General features: G+C 69.3%; 16 protein-coding genes. 12 read left to right on the forward strand and 4 right to left on the reverse strand.

Annotated elements, in window-relative coordinates; genetic code table 11:
• Positions 1–168 precede the first annotated feature (168 nt).
• Positions 169–813: a DUF3105 domain-containing protein gene (locus ACQCSZ_RS03090; protein ID WP_427006645.1), complete on the reverse strand. Its 645-nt coding sequence runs from the start codon at positions 811–813 to the stop codon at positions 169–171.
• 276 nt (positions 814–1,089) lie between these two features.
• Here ACQCSZ_RS03090 and ACQCSZ_RS03095 point away from each other — a divergent pair, with 276 nt between their 5' ends.
• The 9 genes from ACQCSZ_RS03095 to ACQCSZ_RS03135 all read left to right on the forward strand — a co-directional run bounded on the left by ACQCSZ_RS03095 (position 1,090) and on the right by ACQCSZ_RS03135 (position 14,829).
• Positions 1,090–2,226 (forward strand): GuaB3 family IMP dehydrogenase-related protein, encoded by a 1,137-nt coding sequence (locus tag ACQCSZ_RS03095; RefSeq protein WP_427006646.1) that lies wholly within the window; start codon positions 1,090–1,092, stop codon positions 2,224–2,226.
• Between the two features lie 73 nt (positions 2,227–2,299).
• Entirely contained in the window at positions 2,300–4,051 is a 1,752-nt protein-coding gene (locus tag ACQCSZ_RS03100) for a glycerol-3-phosphate dehydrogenase/oxidase (RefSeq protein ID WP_427006647.1), read from the forward strand.
• A gap of 76 nt (positions 4,052–4,127) precedes the next feature.
• The gene (locus ACQCSZ_RS03105) at positions 4,128–4,616 is read left to right on the forward strand and encodes a PTS sugar transporter subunit IIA (RefSeq protein ID WP_211876580.1); all 489 of its coding nucleotides are present in this window, start codon (positions 4,128–4,130) and stop codon (positions 4,614–4,616) included.
• A gap of 164 nt (positions 4,617–4,780) precedes the next feature.
• Entirely contained in the window at positions 4,781–5,644 is an 864-nt protein-coding gene (locus tag ACQCSZ_RS03110; RefSeq protein ID WP_427006648.1) for an SURF1 family protein, read from the forward strand.
• Entirely contained in the window at positions 5,641–6,153 is a 513-nt protein-coding gene (locus tag ACQCSZ_RS03115; RefSeq protein WP_427006649.1) for a DUF3817 domain-containing protein, read from the forward strand. Before ACQCSZ_RS03110 ends, ACQCSZ_RS03115 begins: the two co-directional genes overlap by 4 nt.
• A 297-nt stretch (positions 6,154–6,450) precedes the next feature.
• Positions 6,451–8,040, forward strand: coding sequence for a glutamine-hydrolyzing GMP synthase (gene guaA / locus ACQCSZ_RS03120; protein ID WP_427006650.1), 1,590 nt, complete (start codon positions 6,451–6,453; stop codon positions 8,038–8,040).
• A 244-nt stretch (positions 8,041–8,284) separates the two neighbouring features.
• Positions 8,285–12,460, forward strand: a complete 4,176-nt coding sequence (locus ACQCSZ_RS03125; protein ID WP_427006651.1) for an AAA family ATPase — start codon at positions 8,285–8,287, stop codon at positions 12,458–12,460.
• Between the two features lie 144 nt (positions 12,461–12,604).
• Positions 12,605–13,207 carry an IS607 family transposase gene (locus tag ACQCSZ_RS03130; protein ID WP_427006652.1) on the forward strand — a complete coding sequence of 201 codons (603 nt, stop codon included), beginning with the start codon at positions 12,605–12,607 and terminating at the stop codon, positions 13,205–13,207.
• The gene (locus tag ACQCSZ_RS03135) at positions 13,204–14,829 is read left to right on the forward strand and encodes a hypothetical protein (RefSeq protein WP_427006653.1); all 1,626 of its coding nucleotides are present in this window, start codon (positions 13,204–13,206) and stop codon (positions 14,827–14,829) included. Before ACQCSZ_RS03130 ends, ACQCSZ_RS03135 begins: the two co-directional genes overlap by 4 nt.
• Here ACQCSZ_RS03135 and ACQCSZ_RS03140 read toward each other — a convergent pair.
• From ACQCSZ_RS03140 to ACQCSZ_RS03150, 3 genes are all read right to left on the reverse strand, one after another.
• Complete coding sequence (locus ACQCSZ_RS03140; protein ID WP_427006654.1) at positions 14,822–15,652, reverse strand: RcpC/CpaB family pilus assembly protein; 831 nt, start codon at positions 15,650–15,652, stop codon at positions 14,822–14,824. The two genes, ACQCSZ_RS03135 and ACQCSZ_RS03140, sit on opposite strands and share 8 nt — an antisense overlap.
• Positions 15,653–15,763: 111 nt before the next feature.
• A complete protein-coding gene (locus ACQCSZ_RS03145) occupies positions 15,764–16,024 on the reverse strand; it encodes an FmdB family zinc ribbon protein (protein WP_427006655.1) in 261 nt (86 codons plus the stop codon).
• 128 nt (positions 16,025–16,152) lie between these two features.
• The gene (locus ACQCSZ_RS03150) at positions 16,153–16,779 is read right to left on the reverse strand and encodes a 5-formyltetrahydrofolate cyclo-ligase (protein WP_427006656.1); all 627 of its coding nucleotides are present in this window, start codon (positions 16,777–16,779) and stop codon (positions 16,153–16,155) included.
• 96 nt (positions 16,780–16,875) lie between these two features.
• Between ACQCSZ_RS03150 and galU the strand changes: the two genes are divergently transcribed.
• The 3 genes from galU (at position 16,876) to ACQCSZ_RS03165 (ending at position 19,556) form a co-directional block, all read left to right on the forward strand.
• On the forward strand, positions 16,876–17,793 hold the full coding sequence (gene galU, locus ACQCSZ_RS03155) for a UTP--glucose-1-phosphate uridylyltransferase GalU (RefSeq protein ID WP_427006657.1): 918 nt from the start codon (positions 16,876–16,878) through the stop codon (positions 17,791–17,793).
• A gap of 5 nt (positions 17,794–17,798) precedes the next feature.
• Complete coding sequence (locus ACQCSZ_RS03160) at positions 17,799–18,419, forward strand: GNAT family N-acetyltransferase (protein ID WP_427006658.1); 621 nt, start codon at positions 17,799–17,801, stop codon at positions 18,417–18,419.
• Positions 18,420–18,536: 117 nt separating this feature from the next.
• Entirely contained in the window at positions 18,537–19,556 is a 1,020-nt protein-coding gene (locus ACQCSZ_RS03165) for a hypothetical protein (protein ID WP_427006659.1), read from the forward strand.
• Positions 19,557–19,573: the final 17 nt, after the last annotated feature.

Genomic DNA, 19,573 nt, shown 5'->3' on the forward strand with positions numbered 1-19,573 from the left:
AAGCCGGCCTCGGCGGTGCCCCAGAAGGGAAAGCAGGGGGAAAGGCAGGGGCCGGTGCGGTCAGGCGGCCCAGGGCCCAGCCGGCGAGGACGGCGAGCACGACGGCGGCGAGGACGGCCAGCGGCCGCCGCACCCGGCTCCCGGCCGTACCGGCGGCAGCCGCTGCGCTCACGCGGTGCGGCCGGGAGCGTTGATGCCTCCGGTGCAGGCGGCACCGGGTTCGGGGGCATTCGATGACTGCCAGAACTTGGAGACGAAGGCCTTGATCCGCTCGTCGGCGGGGGAGTCCACGCCGACCTGGGCGCCCCAGGCGGACAGCATGATCGGTGAGGCGGTGCCTGCCAGCGGTGAGAGGACGGTGTAGGTGCCGGGCAGCGCCTTCCGCAGGTTCTCAACCTCGGCCCCGGAGACGGCGGCCGGGTCATAGGTCGCCCAGACCGCGCCGTGCTCCAGCGCGTGGACGGCGTTCTCGGCCGGAACCGGCTGGGAGTAGACGCCGCAGTTAAGCCAGGCGCTGGCATGGTCCCCGCCGACGGCCGGGGACTGCGGGTACGTCACCGGAGTGGCCACGTGCTTGGAGGTCAGGTTCTCGAACGTCTGAAGGCCGGCGATCTGGATGCTCGCTGCCGGGGGCGGGGGCGGATCATTGATCAGCGCAACCGCGACCAGGGATCCCACCACCGCCACGGCGACGGTACCGCCGCCGGCCCAGAGCAGCTTGCGCTTCCGTGATGCCCGGGCCTGCGCCGCTTTGACGGCCTCGAGCCGGGCCGCCGCCTCCTGCCGCGCCTGTTTTGCCGTGTTGCCGCTCATGAAGATGGACTCCCTTGCCCGCTGCGTATTATTTGAACGTTCAACTGTGGATTCTATCGTCCGGGCGGGTACGGAGAAAGGCGCCGGTCCCGCGGGCCAGTGGGCGGCGGGTGGCCACAGGTGGCCGCTATGCGGCGTCGTATTCCGGCCCGATGCGGCAATCGGGCGCGGCCTGGCCTTGGCCGGCAGAGGATGCGGCCGGCCCGGGGACAGGCATTGCGGGGCAGCCGGGCGGGCCATCGGTGCCAGGTCCCGCGGCTGGGATAACCTAGAGCAGTGACTTACGAGATTGAGATTGGCCGTGGCAAGCGTGGGCGTCGTGCCTACTCCCTGGATGACATTGCGATCGTCCCCAACCGACGTACGCGTGACCCCAAGGACGTATCCGTCTCGTGGCAGATTGATGCCTACCAGTTCGACATGCCGGTCATCGCGGCGCCGATGGATTCGGCCATGTCGCCGGAAACCGTCATCGCCCTGGGCCGTCTCGGCGGGCTCGGTGTGCTCGACCTTGAGGGCCTGTGGACCCGGTATGAGGATCCGCAGTCCGTCCTGGACGAGATCGCGGGCCTCGCGGATGAGACCAACAGCCCGGCCGTCACCCGCCGGATGCAGGACCTCTACAAGGCGCCCATCCAGCCCGGGCTGATCACCTCACGGCTGGCAGAGATCCGCGCCGCCGGCGTCACCGTGGCCGGCTCGCTGACCCCGCAGCGGACCCAGGAACACTACAAGACCGTGGTTGCCGCCGGCGTCGACATCTTCGTGATCCGCGGAACCACCGTTTCCGCCGAGCACGTCTCGAAGGACCACGAACCGCTGAACCTCAAGCAGTTCATCTACGAACTCGACGTCCCCGTGATTGTCGGCGGGGCGGCGAGCTACACCCCGGCGCTGCACCTCATGCGCACCGGCGCCGCGGGCGTCCTGGTCGGCTTCGGCGGGGGAGCGACCACCACCACCCGCCGCGCCCTGGGCATCCACTCGCCGATGGCCTCCTCGATCTCCGACGTCGCCGCTGCCCGCCGCGACTACATGGACGAGTCCGGCGGACGCTACGTCCATGTCATCGCCGACGGCGGCATGGGCGCCTCCGGTGACATCGTCAAGGCCATCGCGATGGGCGCCGACGCCGTGATGCTGGGCAGCGCCCTGGCCCGGGCCGAGGAGGCCCCCGGCAAGGGCTGGCACTGGGGCCAGGAGGCGCACCACCTCGAACTTCCCCGCGGCGACCGGGTCAACGTCGGCACCGTGGGGCCGCTCGAAGAGGTGCTCTTCGGGCCGGGCCACAACACCAACGGCACGTCCAACCTGATCGGTGCGCTGCGCCGTTCGATGGCGACCACCGGCTACTCGGACCTGAAGGAATTCCAGCGCGTCGACGTCGTCGTGTCGCCGTACGCAGGCAACTGAACCCCCCTGCCCATCCGGGGCACTTGGACGTAGTCTGGTGCCCTACGAGGTTTGATCCGGATGGAGGCGTGACATGGACAGTTTTCCCGGCGGTTCCCCCATGGCCGGTGGTGCCCTGGGGCCCGCGGAACGTGAAGCTTCACTCGCGGTCCTCAAGGGCACGACGGAACCGGGCAAGGAACTCGACATCCTGATCGTGGGCGGCGGCATCGTCGGCGCCGGCTCGGCCCTGGACGCGATCACCCGGGGACTGAGCGTCGGGATCGTGGAGGCCAACGACTGGGCCGCGGGCACCTCCTCGCGGTCCTCGAAGCTGATCCACGGAGGCCTGCGCTACCTGGAGATGCTGGACTTTGGCCTGGTCAAAGAGGCCCTGCACGAGCGCGGCCTGATCCTCTCGGTCCTCGCCCCGCACCTCGCCCGGCCGGTCCCGTTCCTGTACCCCCTGACCAAACCCTTCCTTGAGCGCCCGTATGTGGGCGCCGGCATCGCCTTGTACGACGCCATGTCCATCACCGGAGGGCACGGCCGCGGGGTGCCCTTCCACAAGCACCTGAGCCGCCGCGGGACCCTGCGTGCCGCGCCGAGCCTCAAGGACGACGCCTTCGTCGGGTCCATCCGGTACTACGACGGCCAGGTCGATGACGCCAAATACGTCGCCAACCTGGTCCGCACCGCGGCGCACTACGGCGCCCACGCGGTGAACCAGACGTCCGTGGTGGACTTCCTGCGGGAAGGCGAACGCGTGGTCGGGGCCAAGGTGGTCAACCACGAGGACGGCTCGACCTTCAAGATCCGGGCCAAGCAGGTCATCAACGCCACCGGGGTCTGGACCGACGAGACCCAGGCCATGGTGACGGACCGCGGCCAGCTCAAGGTGCGCGCCTCGAAGGGAATCCACCTCGTGGTGCCGCGGGACCGCTTCCAGTCGACCGTGGGGCTGATCCTGCGGACCGAGAAGTCCGTGCTGTTCGTCATTCCCTGGGGCCGGCACTGGATCATCGGCACCACCGATACCGACTGGCACCTGGACAAGGCCCACCCGGCGGCGTCCAGCAAGGACATCGATTACCTCCTGGAGCATGTGAACAAGGTCCTCAAGCGCCCGCTGACCCGCGAGGACGTCGAAGGGGTCTACGCGGGCCTGCGTCCGCTGCTGGCGGGCGAGAGCGAATCGACGGCGAAGCTCTCCCGCGAGCACGTCGTGGCGCATCCGGTGCCGGGGCTCGTCGTCGTGGCCGGCGGCAAGTGGACCACCTACCGGGTGATGGCCAAGGATGCCGTGGACGAGGCGACCCGCAGCATGGACGAGCGCGTCCCGCCCAGCTGCACCGAGTCCATCCCGCTGCTCGGTGCCAGCGGCTTCAAGGCCGCCTGGAACCGGCGGAACCGGATGGCCGACGAGACCGGCGTCCACGTGGCGCGGATCGAACACCTGCTCAACCGCTACGGCTCCATGACCCCCGAAGTGCTGGCCCTCATCACCGCAAACCCCGAGCTGGGAGAACCGTTGCCGGGCGCCGACGACTACCTCGCGGCCGAGGCCGTATACGCCGCCTCGCACGAGGGCGCCCGCCACGTGCAGGATGTGCTGACCCGCCGTACCCGGATTTCGATCGAGGCGTGGGACCGGGGTGTGTCCGCCGCCCCCGTGGTGGCTAAACTGATGGGGGATGTTCTCGGCTGGAGCGAGGCGCAGCGCGAGGGCGAAATCAAGCACTATCTGGCACGGGTCGACGCCGAACGGCTGAGCCAGCAGCAGCCGGACGACGAATCCGCCGACGCCGCACGGCTGGGCGTGGAGGACATCGTTCCGTTGCGTTGACCGGCTGTGCCGGTCTGTTGCGCTGATCCTCTGCCTGCTGCGGGACTGCACCGATGCCACTTCGAAGGGACACCACTTGGCGGAACCACTGGACCGGTATGACGCCGAACTCACCACCCCCGAGATGGTGATCCTGGAGCTTGACGCTACCGACAAACTCGACGCCACGGCCCAGCTCGCGGAACGGATGTATGCCGCGGGCCGGATCTCCGATCTGGAGGGATTCCTCCGGCAGGTCAGCTCCCGGGAGCATCAGCTCGCCACCGGGCTCCCGGGCGGGATCGGGTTGCCCCACGCCCGCAGCGAACTCGTTTCGCGGACGTCGATCGCCGTGGGCGTCACGAAGTATGGCCGGTCCCTCGACTTCGGCGCCGCCGACGGCCCGGCCACGGTCATCCTGCTGATCGCGACCCCAGCCAGCTCCTTCTCCGACCACCTTGAGGTGCTGGCCACGCTGGCCCGCTCGCTGTCCAAGGAATCGTTCCGCGAGTCGCTCCGCCGGGCCTACGACGCCGAAGTGATCGCCGAACTGATCAATTCAAGCCTGGTCTTCTTCGACCACTGAAGATTCGGGCAGGCCCTTGCGTGTCGACTCCGTCGCCACGCAGGGACCCGGCTGCCCCACTCCAGGGGCAGGCCCTTCTCGGGGCCCCGGCTCCTGGGGCAGGCCCTTCTCGGGGCCCCGGGCCCGTTTCGTTGTTCTACGCGCCGACGAAGTACGGTTAAGGGGTGCTGAAAACCGCCCTCAAACCCCGCTGGATCGCAGGCCTTGTGTTTGCGATCGCCATTTCTGGGGTCTTCGTGCTGCTGAGCCAGTGGCAGTTCGGCCGCTCAACCCAGGCGGAGGCTCCGATCAGCACCACGACCGAGGAGGTCAAACCGCTCACCGCGGTCCTGGAGCCTGGTGACTTCTTCCATGGTTCGGTCGCGGACCAGATGGTCTCCGCCACCGGCAGCTACGATCCGCAGAAACAGGTCCTCGTCCCGGACCGCTTCGACGACGGCGCGAAAGGCTACTGGGTAGTCTCCGCCTTCGCCGTGAAGGACGCCCCGGTCCTCGCCGGCGCCGGCGCCTCCGCCCAGACCTGGATCCCGGTGGCGCGGGGCTGGGTCGCGGATCCTGCGGACGCCACCGCGCCGCCGTCGGGCGCCATTGAACTGACCGGAAGGCTGCTGCCCTCCGAAGCCCCCCTGCCGAAGACCGATCCCGGGCCCGGACGTGCCAGCGCGGCCTCCGTGGCGGAACTGATCAACGTCTGGGAGGTCAGCAGCTACCCCGGCCTCGTCGCGGCGGCCTCCGAACGGGCCGGCAGTACCGAGGTCGGCGCGGCTGCGTCCGCCGGGGAGATCAAACCGCTTCGGGTGGGGCCCCAGCCCCCCGCGCAGAAGGTCAACTGGCTGAACCTCTTCTATTCCGTGGAATGGGTTGTTTTCGCCGGATTCGCGCTGTTCATCTGGTGGCGCCTCGTGAAGGATGACTACCGCCGCACCCTTGAGGACGCCCTCGACGCCGACGAGGCGGCCGCCGCCGGCGAACCTGCCGGCACGAATTCCAGCAACCGCAACCCAACAGACCCGAAGGTGCAATCATGATCGAGCCCCAGCCGGCCGTCCAGCCGCAGTCCGCCAACGGAACGGGAACAGCGCCGGGTAAGAAACGCCGCTTCGGCGGTACCGGGGCCCAGATCCTCTCGGCCCTGAAGTTTTACAAGGTCCTGGCCTACCTGACGGGCTCCATGCTGCTTCTGCTGTGTGCCGAGCTGATCACCCGGTACGGCTTCGGCCAGTACCTCTTCGCCGGCGGCACCAACGCCGTCACCGGCACGCCGTTCGGGCTGGGATTCGCCGACGCCGAGCCGGCAGGCGTCATCGGCGGCCTGAACCTCTCCGTCACGATCCTGATCGTGCACGGCTGGATGTACGTCGTGTACCTGGTGTCCAATTTCCGTCTGTGGTCCCTCATGCGCTGGCCGTTCGCCAAGCTCATCACGATGGCGCTCGGCGGCGTCGTTCCGTTCCTGTCCTTCTTCGTCGAGAAAAAGTTCCACGCCCAGGTCGAGGCCGAACTCGCCGCGAACCCGCAGGCGCCGCAGCGCTACTGAGCGCAGCTGTCCGCCCGGACGCGGCTCCCCGCCGGCCGCCGTCGGACGCCAAAGTGCAGATCAGGGCGCTTCGGGGCGCCCGATCCGCCCTGATCTGCCCCCCGCGGCCGGTCCGACTTGCCGGTCCGACTTGCCGGTCCGACCTTGCCGGTCCGACCTTGCCGGTCCGACCTTGCCGGTCCGACCTTGCCGGGGTGGCCCGCCCCTGATGTGAGTTCGCTTACCCGGGGCCGGAATACGGGCCCGCTCCCGCGTCCCGAGGTGCGGCCGGGCGGCGGCGCAAAGTACGCTGGGAGGGTGACTACTCCCACTGCATCCCAGACGTCCCACAAGCCCGTCCTGGTTGTTGACTACGGTGCCCAGTACGCGCAGCTGATTGCCCGCCGCGTCCGGGAAGCGAATGTGTATTCGGAAGTGGTTCCGCATACCTACAGCACCGAGCAGCTGCTGGCCAAGAACCCTGCCGCCATCATCCTCTCCGGCGGCCCCGCAAGCGTCTACGCCGAAGGCGCCCCGAGCGTCGGCGCGGACCTCTTCGAAGCCGGAATCCCGGTCTTCGGGATCTGCTACGGCTTCCAGGCCATGGCCAACGCCCTCGGCGGCAAGGTGGCCCAGACCGGACTCCGCGAGTACGGCGCCACCGAGACCACCACGATCGGCGAGGGGCGCTCCATCCTGGCGGGCATGCCCCAGCACCAGAGCACCTGGATGAGCCACGGCGACTCCGTCCACGAGGCGCCCCTTGGCTTTGAGGTCCTCGCGACGACGGCCGGCGCCGAGGTGGCAGCCTTCGCCAACGAAGAGAAGTGCCTCTACGGCGTCCAGTGGCACCCCGAGGTCAAGCACTCGGCCTACGGCCAGGAGGTCCTGGAGAACTTCCTGTTCAAGGGTGCCGGGATCGAACCGAACTGGACCGCGGGCAACATCCTCGAGGAGCAGATCGAACGGATCCGGGAACAGATCGGCGGGGACCGGGTGATCTGCGGACTCTCCGGCGGTGTTGATTCCGCCGTCGCCGCAGCCCTCGTCCAGCGGGCTGTCGGCGAGCAGCTGACCTGTGTCTTCGTGGACCACGGCCTGCTGCGCGAAGGCGAAGCCGAGCAGGTCGAACGCGACTTCGTCGCCGCGACGGGCGTCAAGCTCTACGTCGCCAACGAGCAGGAGCGCTTCCAGGCGGCACTCGCCGGCGTCAGCGACCCGGAAACCAAGCGCAAGATCATCGGCCGCGAATTCATCCGCGCCTTCGAGGAGGCCGAGCAGGCCATCATCGCCGAGGCGGCCGCGCACGGCGAGAAGATCAAGTTCCTCGTCCAGGGCACCCTGTACCCCGACGTCGTCGAATCCGGCGGCGGCGAAGGTGCGGCCAACATCAAGAGCCACCACAACGTGGGCGGCCTGCCGGAGGACCTGCAGTTCGAACTCGTCGAGCCCCTGCGGGCCCTGTTCAAGGACGAGGTCCGCGCCGTCGGTGCGCAGCTTGGCCTGCCCCAGGAGATCGTCGGACGCCAGCCGTTCCCCGGGCCCGGCCTCGGCATCCGGATCGTCGGCGAGGTCACCAAGGAGCGGCTGGACCTGCTGCGCAAGGCGGACGCGATTGCCCGCGCGGAACTGACCGCTGCCGGCCTGGACGACGAGGTGTGGCAGATGCCGGTGGTGCTGCTGGCGGATGTCCGCAGCGTCGGCGTCATGGGCGACGGCCGCACCTACGGCCACCCGATCGTGCTGCGGCCCGTGTCCTCCGAGGACGCCATGACGGCCGACTGGTCACGGCTGCCGTACGATCTGCTGGCCAGGATCTCCAACCGGATCACCAACGAGGTGGACGGGGTCAACAGAGTGGTGCTGGACGTGACCAGCAAGCCGCCGGGAACCATCGAGTGGGAATAGCGTTGTGACGGGCCGGCCTCCTTTGAGGCCGGCCCTTCTTCTACCTTGGAGTATCTTCGAATTCGGGTTCAATTTGCCCCGCGCCAGTGTTGCGGTGCCTCACCGGCGCCGGATTCGGGCTACTCTCGGATGCATGCCCGTATGGTCCAAGGCGTCCCGCGCGAGAACAGAAAACGCAGACAGAAAACACGCAGGCAGAATAAACGCAGGCAGAGAAAACGCGAGCAGAGAAAAGAAGGCAGCAGTGTCAGTTGGTCAAGGCCACCCCGAGGACTCCGAGGAGCTCAGGAAATGGCTGACGGGGCTTAAGCCCGTCACCGGGGCAGATACGATGCTGCGGTTCACCAAAACGCCCGAGGGCTCCATCGAGCTGACTCACGCCCACCCCTCCGGGCTCGCCCAGCTGATGGCCGGCCGGCGGACAAGGCTCTCCACCCTGATCCGTGACCGCCAGCAGTACGTCGTCGCGGCCCGGGCCTCCCGCAACCTGCGGTCCAAGATCTTCGAACTCGCCAACGACCGCGGCATTGACGCCGGATACTTCTCGGCCGGCACCGTCGTCTGGACGTCCGCCGTCGGGGGCAAGCCGCAGCGGATCTCCGCCCCGGTGATGCTCGCCGCGATTTCACTCACGGTCCGTCCCGGCGAGGACGACTATGAACTGCAGCTGACGGAACAGGCACAGATCAACCCCGCCCTGGTCCGCCACCTCAAATTCGTCCATGGGATCGTCTTCGACGTCAACGCCGTGACCCGGATGGCGTACAGCACCGCACGGTATGATCCGGGGCCGGTCCTGGACCGGCTCGGTACGCTCATCCAGCCGATCCACGGCGCCGAGGTCGAGCACAACCTGCTCGTCTCCACCTTCGCCGACCTGGCCGGAAACCTGGATGACCCGTGGATCAACCCCAACAACGCGCTCGTGACCAGGCTGGCGGCCGCCGCCGGCGGCCCCGTGGACGTGCCGGAACTTGCGGCCGGCCGTTTCCCCAGCACCGACGAGCGGGACCCGGCCGACGAGCTGCTGCTGCTCGACGCCGATGCCGAGCAGCAGTACGTGGTGGATGCCGTCCGCGCGGGGGACTCGCTCGTGGTCAGCAGCCCGCCGGGCACGGGCCAGACCCAGACGGCCATCAACACCATCGGCGCACTCGTCGATGAAGGAAAGACCGTCCTGGTGGTCGCGGACCGGCGCGCCAGCCTCGCCGAGCTCGGCGGCCAGCTGGACACGCTCGGACTCGAATCCGTTCTGTTGCAGCTCTCCGGCCACGCGACCCCGCTGCAGCTCAAGGGCCAGCTGGTCCGTGCCATCGTGCGCAACGAGAAGTCCCTCCAGCCCCAGCTGGCGAACCTGCACGCCACCCTGACCGGACACCGCCACGCCCTGATGGACCACGTGGCATCGCTCCACAACGTCCGCCAGCGCTGGGGCTGCTCCCCGTACGAGGCCATGCAGTCCCTGGCCGCGCTGACCTCCATCCAGCCCGCCCCCGCCACCACCGTCCGGCTCAAGCGCAGCGTGCTGGACAACATCCGGGACCGCGAGGAACTGGCCGGGCGGCTCCGCCGGGCCGCCGAACTGGGCAGCTTCAGCCGTGCGTCGACCACGAGCCCCTGGCACGGGGCGAGGCTCCTGACCCGCAAGGAAACCGAGGAGGCCCAGCAGGTGGCCCGCTCGGTGGCGGAGAAACTGCCGCTGCTGCGCGGGCGCATGAACGGCGTCGCCGAACACGCCGAGATCCGGCTGGGCAGCACCTTCGCCGAATGGGGCGAGCAGATCGACCTTCTGGTTGCGGTCCGCGAAAGCCTCGACAAGTTCACCCCGGACATCTTTGACCGCCCGGTCCACGACCTTATTTCCGCCACCGCGGCCTCCGCCTGGCGCCGCGAACGGAACATCGAGATGCCGTCGATGCAGCGCTCCCGCCTCCGCCGCGTGGCCAAGGAATACGTCCGGCCGGGCGTGCACATCGCGGATCTCCACAGCTCCCTGGTCCTGGTCCAGGAGCAGCGCGCCGCCTGGTCCGGCTACGCCACCACGCAGCGCCACCCGGCCGTTCCCTCCGGTCTCGCCGAAATCACCGCCCTGTACCGCGAGCTGGAGTCTGAACTGGCCGAGCTGGGGCAGGCGGTCAAATTCACCGCGGACGGCGGCGGGCTGCACAGCACCGGCTACGACCAGCTGATGGAACGGCTGGGCCGGCTGGTTGCCGATACCGGCACGCTGGAGACCCTGCCGGAGCGGACACTGCTCGTGGAGAACATGCGCGAGCACGGCCTGGGCGAGCTCCTCGCCGACCTGGCCGAGCGGGAGGTCCCGGCGGAGTCGGTGGCGGCCGAACTCGAGCTGGCCTGGTGGCAGTCGGCGCTGGAAGCCATGATCAGCGGCGACGGCTACCTCGCCATGTCCGACGGCGACGCGCTGCGCCAGCTCGAAGCGGAGTACCGCCTCGCGGACAACGCCCACATCGCCAGCGGCGCGGCCCGGCTGCGCTGGAAGCTGACCGAACGCTGGGGCGCGGCCATCGCGGAGCACCCGCGGCAGGCCGACCTCCTGCGCAGCCTGCTGAAGGACGGCAGGGTGACCCTCGCAGCCCTGACCGGCCAGGCCTCGGAGCTGCTGCCCATGCTCGTGCCCGTGTGGTCGGCCAGCCCCTACCTCATGACCGGCCTGCTCCCGGTGGAGCAGACGTTCGACGCCGTCGTCATCCTGGACGCCGAGGCGACCTCGCTGCAGGCCGTCCTGCCGGCAATCGCCCGTGCCAGGCAGGTCATTGCCTTCGGTGATGACCGGATCGCCAGTCCCCGGACCTTCACCGTCGGGGTGGAGCGGCTTGCCGCGGGGGAGACCTCCCACCAGGGCGTGGAAAGCGCCTACCGGGCGCTCTCTGCCGTGCTGCCCGTGTGGAACCTGCGCACCGTGTACCGGGCGGTGGACGAGGACCTCGTGCGGCAGCTCAGCAAGGGCTTCTACGACGGCGCGCTCCGCCGGCTCCCGGAGGGGCAGTCCGCCACCGGCCTGGACCGTGCCCTGACGGTCGAGTACCTGCCGGACGGCACGGGACTGCCCAGCGCGGACCACGACGGCGTCGAATCGGTTGTCGCCGAAGTCAACCGCGCGGTGGAGCTGGTCTTCGAACACGCCAGTCTCCGGCCCCGGACGTCACTGGCAGTGGTCACGGGCAGCCTGCGGCATGCGGCCCGGATCGGCGAATCCATCCGGCTGCAGCTGCCCAACTACCCGCAGCTGGCGGGCTTCTTCACCGCCGGCGACGAATCGTTCCGGGTGGTGGACCTCGAGCGGGCGCAGGGCCTGGTCCGCGACCACGTGATCTTCTCGCCGGGATACGGCCGCACCCCGCACGGGCGCGCGCTCCACAACCTGGGCCCGCTCTCCGCGGAAGGCGGACGCGCCAAGTTCGCCCTGGCGATGACGCGTTCGAGGCGGTCCCTGCACGTGCTCAGCTGCTTCCGCCCCGAGGACCTGGACGTCACCCGGCTCAGCCACGGGGCGGTGGACTTCTACGAACTGATTGACCGTGAGATTGCGGGGAATTCTGATCTGGGCAGCCCCGCCTCCCGGGCTGCCGCCAGCGAGCAGGCGCTCGGCGCCGATCCGCTGGTGGCCGACCTGGGCGACAGGCTCCGCGCCCGCGGCGCGAGGGTCTGGCACCAGTACGACGGCGCGCTGAACATGGTGGCGGCCGCCGACCCGCTGAGCACCATCGGCCAGGACGACGCGGAAATTCCCCGGCCCGTCGCCATCGAGTCTGACGGCACCGAGCAGTACCGGCGGATGACCGTGCGCGAACGCAGCAGGCTCCGGCCGCAGGTGCTGGAGCGTCTTGGCTGGCGCTATATGCCACTATGGACCATAGAGGTGTTCACCGACCCTTCGGCGTGCGCCGACCGGATCGGCGGGTATCTCGGGCTGGAAAATCCGGAGGTCCCGCGGCGGATGCGCACCTCGCCGGGATTCTTCGAGGACGACGTCGAGAACCTGGCCGCGCGCCAGGTAGACGGTCCTGAGGCCGGGACATATTCCGGGCCGGAACCGTCCGCACCGGAATGGTCGGAGCAGGCGCCGTCGGCGTGGCTGGCAAGCGCGGAGCAGCAACGAACAGAGCAGCAAGGAACAGCAGCAGGCGGTAAGGAGGCCGAGGGCATGGGTGCAGACGGCGAAGTCCACAACAGCAGCAGCTACAACGGCGACGGCGGGCACACTGACGACGGGAATGACGTACGGGAACGGCGCGAGCCGGCCGAGGACGCACCCCGGCAGGCAGTTCACGCCTCGGTTGCCGGAGTGCTCCCGAACAAGGCGGCCGAGGACGATCCGCGCCGCTGGGGCGACCAGCCGAACAGCTACGACCACGACTCGTGGCTTCAGGAGCAGAAGCCTCCGCACTGGGGCTAGGCTGCGTTCCGGGACCTCGGTGACAGCGACCCCGGCCGGCCGCTGAGGCCGGGCCGCTAGTCCGGGGTTTGACCTGTTGAACGTTTAACACGTTTGAGTACATCCTAGAGCGATTAAGTGCGAGTTGCGTAGTATCTTGATGCTATGCGTTTGAAGGACTGGGCCATTTCGCAGGGTATCCACCCGCAGACGGCCTACAAATGGTTCAAGGACGGCACGCTCCCGGTTCCGGCGCGCCGTGTCGGGCCCAGGCTCATCATCGTCAACCCCGAAAGCTCGACCTCCGCAGCGACGGGAGGTCTTGGCCTGTACGCGCGGGTGTCCTCCCATGAGCAAAAAGCGGATCTGGACCGGCAAATGGCGCGCCTGCAGGCCTGGGCCGACACCACAGGGCTGACGGTCGTGCGAGCGGAATCCGAAGTCGCGTCAGGGATGAACGGTGCGCGCACCAAGATCCGCCGCCTCCTCGCGGACCCGGCTGTCAAGACGATCATCGTTGAGCACCGTGACCGGCTCGGCAGGATGAACACCGAACTCGTTGAATCAGCCCTTGAAGCGTCCGGACGGCGTCTGGTCGTCATCGACCCGCAGGAACCGGACGACGACCTGGTCCGCGACATGGCAGAAGTCCTCACCTCGTTTTGCGCCCGCCTGTACGGGCGGCGCTCTGCCGCGCACCGGGCGAAGGCCGCCCTCGCCGCTGCAGCAACGACGCCGGCGGGCGGCGCCAGGGAGGCCGGCGGATGACGGCACTGCGCAGCGCCTCAGGGCTCCGGGTCATTGCCCCGGCGTTCGTTGCTGCTGCGCCCGCCGGGGTGCGGATCCGCACCCGGATCCACCCCACGCCCGGGGAGGAAACCGTCCTGCTGGCGGTCGGCACGCACCTGGGATCCCTGTACCGGAAAGACCTGGCCGACCGGGTCCGGATGGGGACGGTTCCTGCCGCCGCGCGCGGCCGGACGGAGCGTAAGCGGGCCCTGACCGCTCTGTCGTCCTCGCGGTGGGCCGGGAGCATCACCCGTGCCACGGAGGACCAGTACCAGCTCGGCATGCGTGGCCTCGCAGCGGAGGTCGGCACGCTGCGGGCCGCCTGCGCCGCCATTCAGAAGCGGGCCGCCGTGCCCTGCGGCGGAACCGTGGACCGCATCAAGGGTTACAGGACCGCGGCGGAGCGGCACCGGAAGACCCGGCGCCTCGCGGCCCTGCAGGACCGGCTCACGGACGCCACGGCACGGCTCGCGGCCGGGAAGCCCGGCATCGTCGTCGGCGGCGGCCGGCTGTGGCGCGCCCGGAACAACCTTCAAGCGGCAGGCCTCACGCCGGCCGGGTGGGAGGCCCGATGGGCTGCCGCCCGGCTGTTCCTGACCGCCGACGGTGAATCGGGGAAGCGGTGGGGCAACGAGACCATCCGCATCGACCCCGGCGGGCGGCTGTCCCTGAAAGTCCCCGCCGTGATGGCCGCGGAGCATGGTGCGCGGTTGCATCTTTGCGTCCCGGTGCTGTTCCATCACCGCGCCGGCGAGTGGCGCGACCGTGCCGCGTCCAACATGAATATCCGCTACGACATCAGCCACGACCCCGGGACCGGGCGCTGGTACATCGACGCGTCCTGGGGATACCGGGACCTGCCGGCCCCCTCCCTTCACAGCCTGCACGGCTCGTCCGTGCTCGGCGTTGATCTGAATGCGGACCATCTGGCCGCGTGCGTGATCGACCCTTCAGGTAACCCCGTCGGGGCGCCCCTGAGTATCCCGCTGGACCTGAACGACATCCCCGCGGCCACCCGGGACGGCAGGCTCCGTGCAGCGGTCACAGCGCTGCTGGACGCCGCCAGGAACGCGGGCTGCGCGGCCGTCGCCATCGAAAACCTGAACTTCCACGACGCCCGCGCCACCGGCCGCGAAACCATGGGACACGGCACCCGCGGCAAAACCTTCCGCCGCACCGTCGCCGGCATCCCCACCGCAAGATTCCGGGACCGGCTCGTGTCCATGGCCGCCAACCGCGGCCTCCACATCATCGTCGTTGACCCGGCGTACACCTCACAGTGGGGCGCCCGGCACTGGCGCAAACCACTCCAACAAACGACCGACAGCACCGTCACCCGCCATCACGGCGCGGCCGTCGCTATCGGACGACGTGCCCGCGGTTTCCGCATCAGGCGACGGGAGGACGGACCCCGCACCCGACAGAGGACGAGCGCGGGCCAACCCAGTCCCAGGCCCGGTACGGCACCGCCCGGCACCGCACCCCTCACAGGCCTGCCTCGCCCGACGGTCACGAACCGTTCCGGCCCGCCAGGAACCAGAAGGTGCGCGGCTCCCAGGACCGTTCGGGGAGCAAGTACGAAACCAATTCGTACTAACTAGGAACGGTGGTTCCCACGAGCACGAAGAACAGCTTGCCCAAGGTGGAGGCGCCGGCAAGCCGGAGCGCCTGCCCGGGGTCGGCTGCCACGACAATCAGGCCCTCCGCCTCGCCGCTCGCCGGCCACGGGCCAGCCTTCCCGCCCTGCGCGGAGGTCCACAGCACGGGGACCGCAGCGGCCAGGACCTGGGACGCTGCCGGCTGTTCGAACCCGCTGCCGCTGGTCATCACCACGTTGACCAGCTGTCCGGGGGAGAGCAGCTGGATGGAGTCCGGGTCTGCCAGCCGGAGCGGTACGGCCGCCGAGCCGGGCGGGCTTCCTGCCAGCAGGCCAGGTCCCAGTAGCTGGGCGTCGGACAGCAGCTGGCCCTTGCGGAGTGCCACTGCCAGCTGCTTGCCCTGGACCGCCGCCGGGGTGCTGAAACTCCCGCCGGGCACGAGGCCGGGCGGAACATCCAGGGCCACTACGTCTTCGGGTGCGAGGGTCTTGCCGGCCGGAAGATCGCCGACGGCGGCCAACGCGGCCACGGTCGCCGCGGGCGCCGGCGTGAGTTGGTGCACCGCCAGGGACGCGGCGACGCACAGCAGGAGGGCCACCGCCAGCCTGCGGTTGCGGTTCAGCCAGCCGGCCAGGCGGCGGCCGGGTTGGCGGCGGCCCGGTTTCCGGGTGCGCGCCCGGCCCCCTGGGTGCTGCCAGGGCCGGGCGGGGCGTCCAGCCGGAAGAGCGGTGCGGAAGGCCGTCCCAAGGAGCGCGGCCGTCCCAGGGAGCGCGGCAGGGCCAAGGAATGCTGCAGGGTTTCCAGCGGGGCAGGGGAGTATAGGCATGCCGCCACGCTACCCAGCCGTCGGGTGCGGAAGCAGCCGCCGGAACGGCTATGTGGAAAACCTGATCGGCGGCAGCAGCCGCGGCCGGCGGAAGCCGGCCGGGAGAAGGTCCTAGCTGGCGGCAGCGGCGGCAGGCGCCGCAACGGGCGCGGGTGCTGCGGCGGCCGGCGCGGCCGGCACGTTGCTGCCCTTGGCGTCACGGGAGTCGGTACGGTAGAAGCCGGAACCCTTGAACACCACGCCGACGCTGTTGAACTTCTTGCGCAGGGTGCCGCGGCACTCGGGGCAGGCCGTCAGGGAACTGTCGGTGAATGACTGCACGATCTCGAAGGCGTGGCTGCATTCCTTGCAGGCGTATGCATACGTGGGCACTGGAAATCCTCCTTAGGGACAAACGAGCAGGTCCCGTGCTGTCCAGTCAGGATCACCGCCGATATCTCTATCGACAGGTTCCGTCACTTAGCAGTCGCAGGGCCTGAGTGCTAATTCTATCACCCCGGCTACGCGGCCTGACCAAGCCGGACCACCCCACCCGGCGTCAGGGCGGCGGACACCTTCCGGTCGAACGACTCGGCCGGAATGCTGCCGGCAGGAAGCACCTCGGTGTCGTAGACGACGGCGGCCGTCGGCACCGGGGCGGCGTCGTGCGGGGGCAGTCCAGCGGCGTCCTGGAGCGCGGCCAGGAACTTGTCGTAATAGCCGCCGCCCTGGCCGATCCGGTTGCCGGAGAGATCGACGGCGGTGGCCGGCAGGAAGATGCCGGCGGCGTGCCGCACCGCCGCAGTCCCGTGGCGTTCTCCGACGGGTTCCTGGATGGGGGCGTAGCGGCTGCGGACAAACCCGGAGTCCGGAGTCCAGTACACCCAGCTGAGCTCGAGTTCCGGCTCGCAGACCGGAAGCAGCACCCGGTGTCCGGCGCCGTGCAGGGCCGCCAGCAGGGGAAGGGTCGGCGGTTCGGAACCCACGCCGAGATAGGCGGTAAAGGTGCCGGGCCGGCCGCCGGCGAGTCCGGCTGCCCAGTCCAGCCCGTGGCGGGCGATGCCCGCCGCGGCAGCTTCCCGCGCTGCCGGGGAGAGCGTGGCACGCCCGAGCCTGTGGCCGGACCGGATGTCTTCCTTTGACGCCATGATGTCCTGTCTTTCCGCCTGCTGCAGCCCGGGAAGGGGACTTCCAAGGGGCCGGAATGATTACCGAATGTTTGGTACCTCCGTTAGATTAGTCGAGTGAGTACACCCAACGCTTCCGTCCGCAAGGCCGTCATCCCCGCGGCGGGCCTCGGTACCAGGTTCCTTCCGGCCACCAAGGCCATGCCGAAGGAAATGCTGCCCGTCGTCGACAAGCCAGCCATCCAGTACGTCGTGGAGGAAGCCGTCAATGTCGGCCTGAGCGACATCCTGATGATCACCGGCCGCAACAAGCGCGCGCTGGAAGACCACTTCGACCGCGTCCCTTCGCTCGAAGCCTCGCTCGAAGCCAAGGGCGACACCGCCAAGCTGGAGTCCATCCAGGCCGCCAGCAACCTCGGTGACATCCACTACGTGCGCCAGGGCGATCCCATGGGCCTTGGCCATGCCGTCCTCCGGGCGAAACAGCACGTGGGCTACGAGCCATTTGCCGTCCTCCTCGGCGATGACCTGATCGATGCCCGCGATGAACTGCTCAGCACCATGATCGAGGTCCAGGCCACGACCGGCGGATCGGTCATCGCCCTGATCGAAGTGGAGCCGTCCCAGATCAGCGCCTACGGCTGCGCCGACGTCGACGTCGTCGAGGGTGCGGACTATGTCCGCGTCAAGCACCTTGTGGAGAAGCCCGACGCCGCGGACGCGCCGTCGAACCTGGCCGTGATCGGCCGCTATGTCCTGCACCCGGCCGTGTTTGAAGTGCTGGAACGCACCGCGCCCGGACGCGGCGGGGAAATCCAGCTCACAGACGCGCTGCAGGAACTGGCGTCCGGCGAAGGCGAGGGCTACGGAGTGTATGGCGTTGTCTTCCGCGGCCGCCGCTACGACACCGGCGACAAGCTCAGCTACCTGAAGGCCTGCGTCCAGCTTGCCTGCGACAGCGACGACCTCGGGCCCGGCCTGCGCGAATGGCTGCCAGGCTTCGCCGCCAGCCTGACTCCCAGCCTGACCAAGTAATTCCCGTGGGGGGCGACTTCAAATGGCCGGTGACGCTGGAGAGCGGCGATATTGTGCTGCGCCCGATCCGGTACCGGGACCGCAGGGAGTGGACGGCGCTCCGCTCGCGGAACAGCGAGTGGCTGGCACCCTGGGAAGCATCGAACCCCGCACCCGGCGGCGGCCTGCCCGACTACCGGCAGATGGTGCGCTCCCTCAAGGTCCAGGCTGCCCAGGCCACGGCCCTGCCCTTCGTCATCACGGCGTGGACGCCGGGTATCCAGGATCCGGTGATCGTGGGCCAGCTGACGGTCTCATCGATCGTGTGGGGTTCGGCGATGTCGGCAACCCTGGGCTACTGGGTGGCCAGGGACCGGGCTGGCCAGGGCATCGCGCCCACGGCCGTGGCGATGGCAACGGATTACTGCTTCGGTACCCTGGGCCTGCACCGGATGGAGATCAACATCAGGCCGGAAAACGGACCCAGCCTGCGCGTGGTGGAGAAACTCGGATTCCGGGATGAGGGATACCGTCCGCGGTTCCTGCACATCAATGGCGAATGGGCCGATCACCGCACCTTTGCGCTGACCTCGGAGGAAGTCCCGGAGGGGCTCCTCGCACGGTGGCTTCGAAGCCGCCAGGCCTGACCGCCGGTGAGGTCCCGGCCCGGCGTTCCGGCGTAAATCCAGTCGTTTGCCACTCGCCCCACGACACACCGCGGATAATGCGGCGCCGTTCCCGGTGTTGCTCGTACCGTTTTGATTGTGGACTTCCCTCTTAGCAGCTCTGTGATCCTTGTCATTGCTGTTGCGCTCTGGATTGTGTGGGTGGCGCCCTACGTTCTGCGGAACGGGCGCTACCAGCTGCAGCCTGCGGGCGAGTTCCTGGCGGATGTCATAGAGCTTGAACCCGCAGACCCCCTAGCCGGGAGGGTCATGAAGATGACGGCCCAGCAGGAGAATCCGATGACCAGCACCCAGCGCACCGAACCCGTCAAGCGCACGGCCGACGTCGGCGGGGCCCCCAAACGTCCGGCAGCCGGCCCGGCGTTCAGGATCCGCTACGGGCGCCTGGCCCTGGCGCTGGCAGGCGTGCTGTCCCTGCTCACCGGCGTCCTTTCTGCGGCCCTTCTTATTTTTGGAATCGGCACCGCCTGGCTGCCGGCCGTGGCGCTCCCGGGCGCTGCCGGCGCCGTCGTGCTGCTCCGCCGGCTTGCCGTGCGGGACCGTCGGCGCAAGGTGGAGGCGGCGTTCCGGGCGGCGATGAGTGCCCCCGGGGCAAGCCCGTCGCTGCAGTCGCGGGCGCCGCAGTCCGCTCCGGCACGCACGCCCGGCGTCCACGCCCCGGAAGTCCGCGAGCCGGCGAAACGGCCCGAGAGCCAGCTTTTCGACGCCGAGTCAGGCGCCGGCGCCCCGGAAGCCGCCCCGAAAACCGCTCCGCAGGCGCTGACCGCCCAGGAGCTGCGGCAGGCCGCCATGGCCGAAGCCGCGGCGTCCGGGGACACCTCCGTACGGCTGTCCCCGGCAGGGTCCAGCTGGGAGCCGGTGGAAATCCCCAAGCCCACCTACGTTGAAGCACCCAAGGCCGAGCGTGCGGCCCCCGGACCGCTCGATCTTCCGGAAGCCCCCAAAGCCGTCGGGAAGCCCTCGCTCAAGCAGGGACTCTCGCAGGGCGCGGGACGGGCGCTTGCCGCCGAGGCCCCGGCAGCGTCCGACGCGCAGCCCGGCAAGGGCCAGAGCGCTTTGAGCAACCTCGACGATGTCCTCCAGCGCCGCCGCGCCTGACCCGGAAACCGGCAGCC

It is taken from the genome of Pseudarthrobacter sp. H2, from assembly GCF_050157045.1.
Lineage (GTDB): Bacteria > Actinomycetota > Actinomycetes > Actinomycetales > Micrococcaceae > Arthrobacter.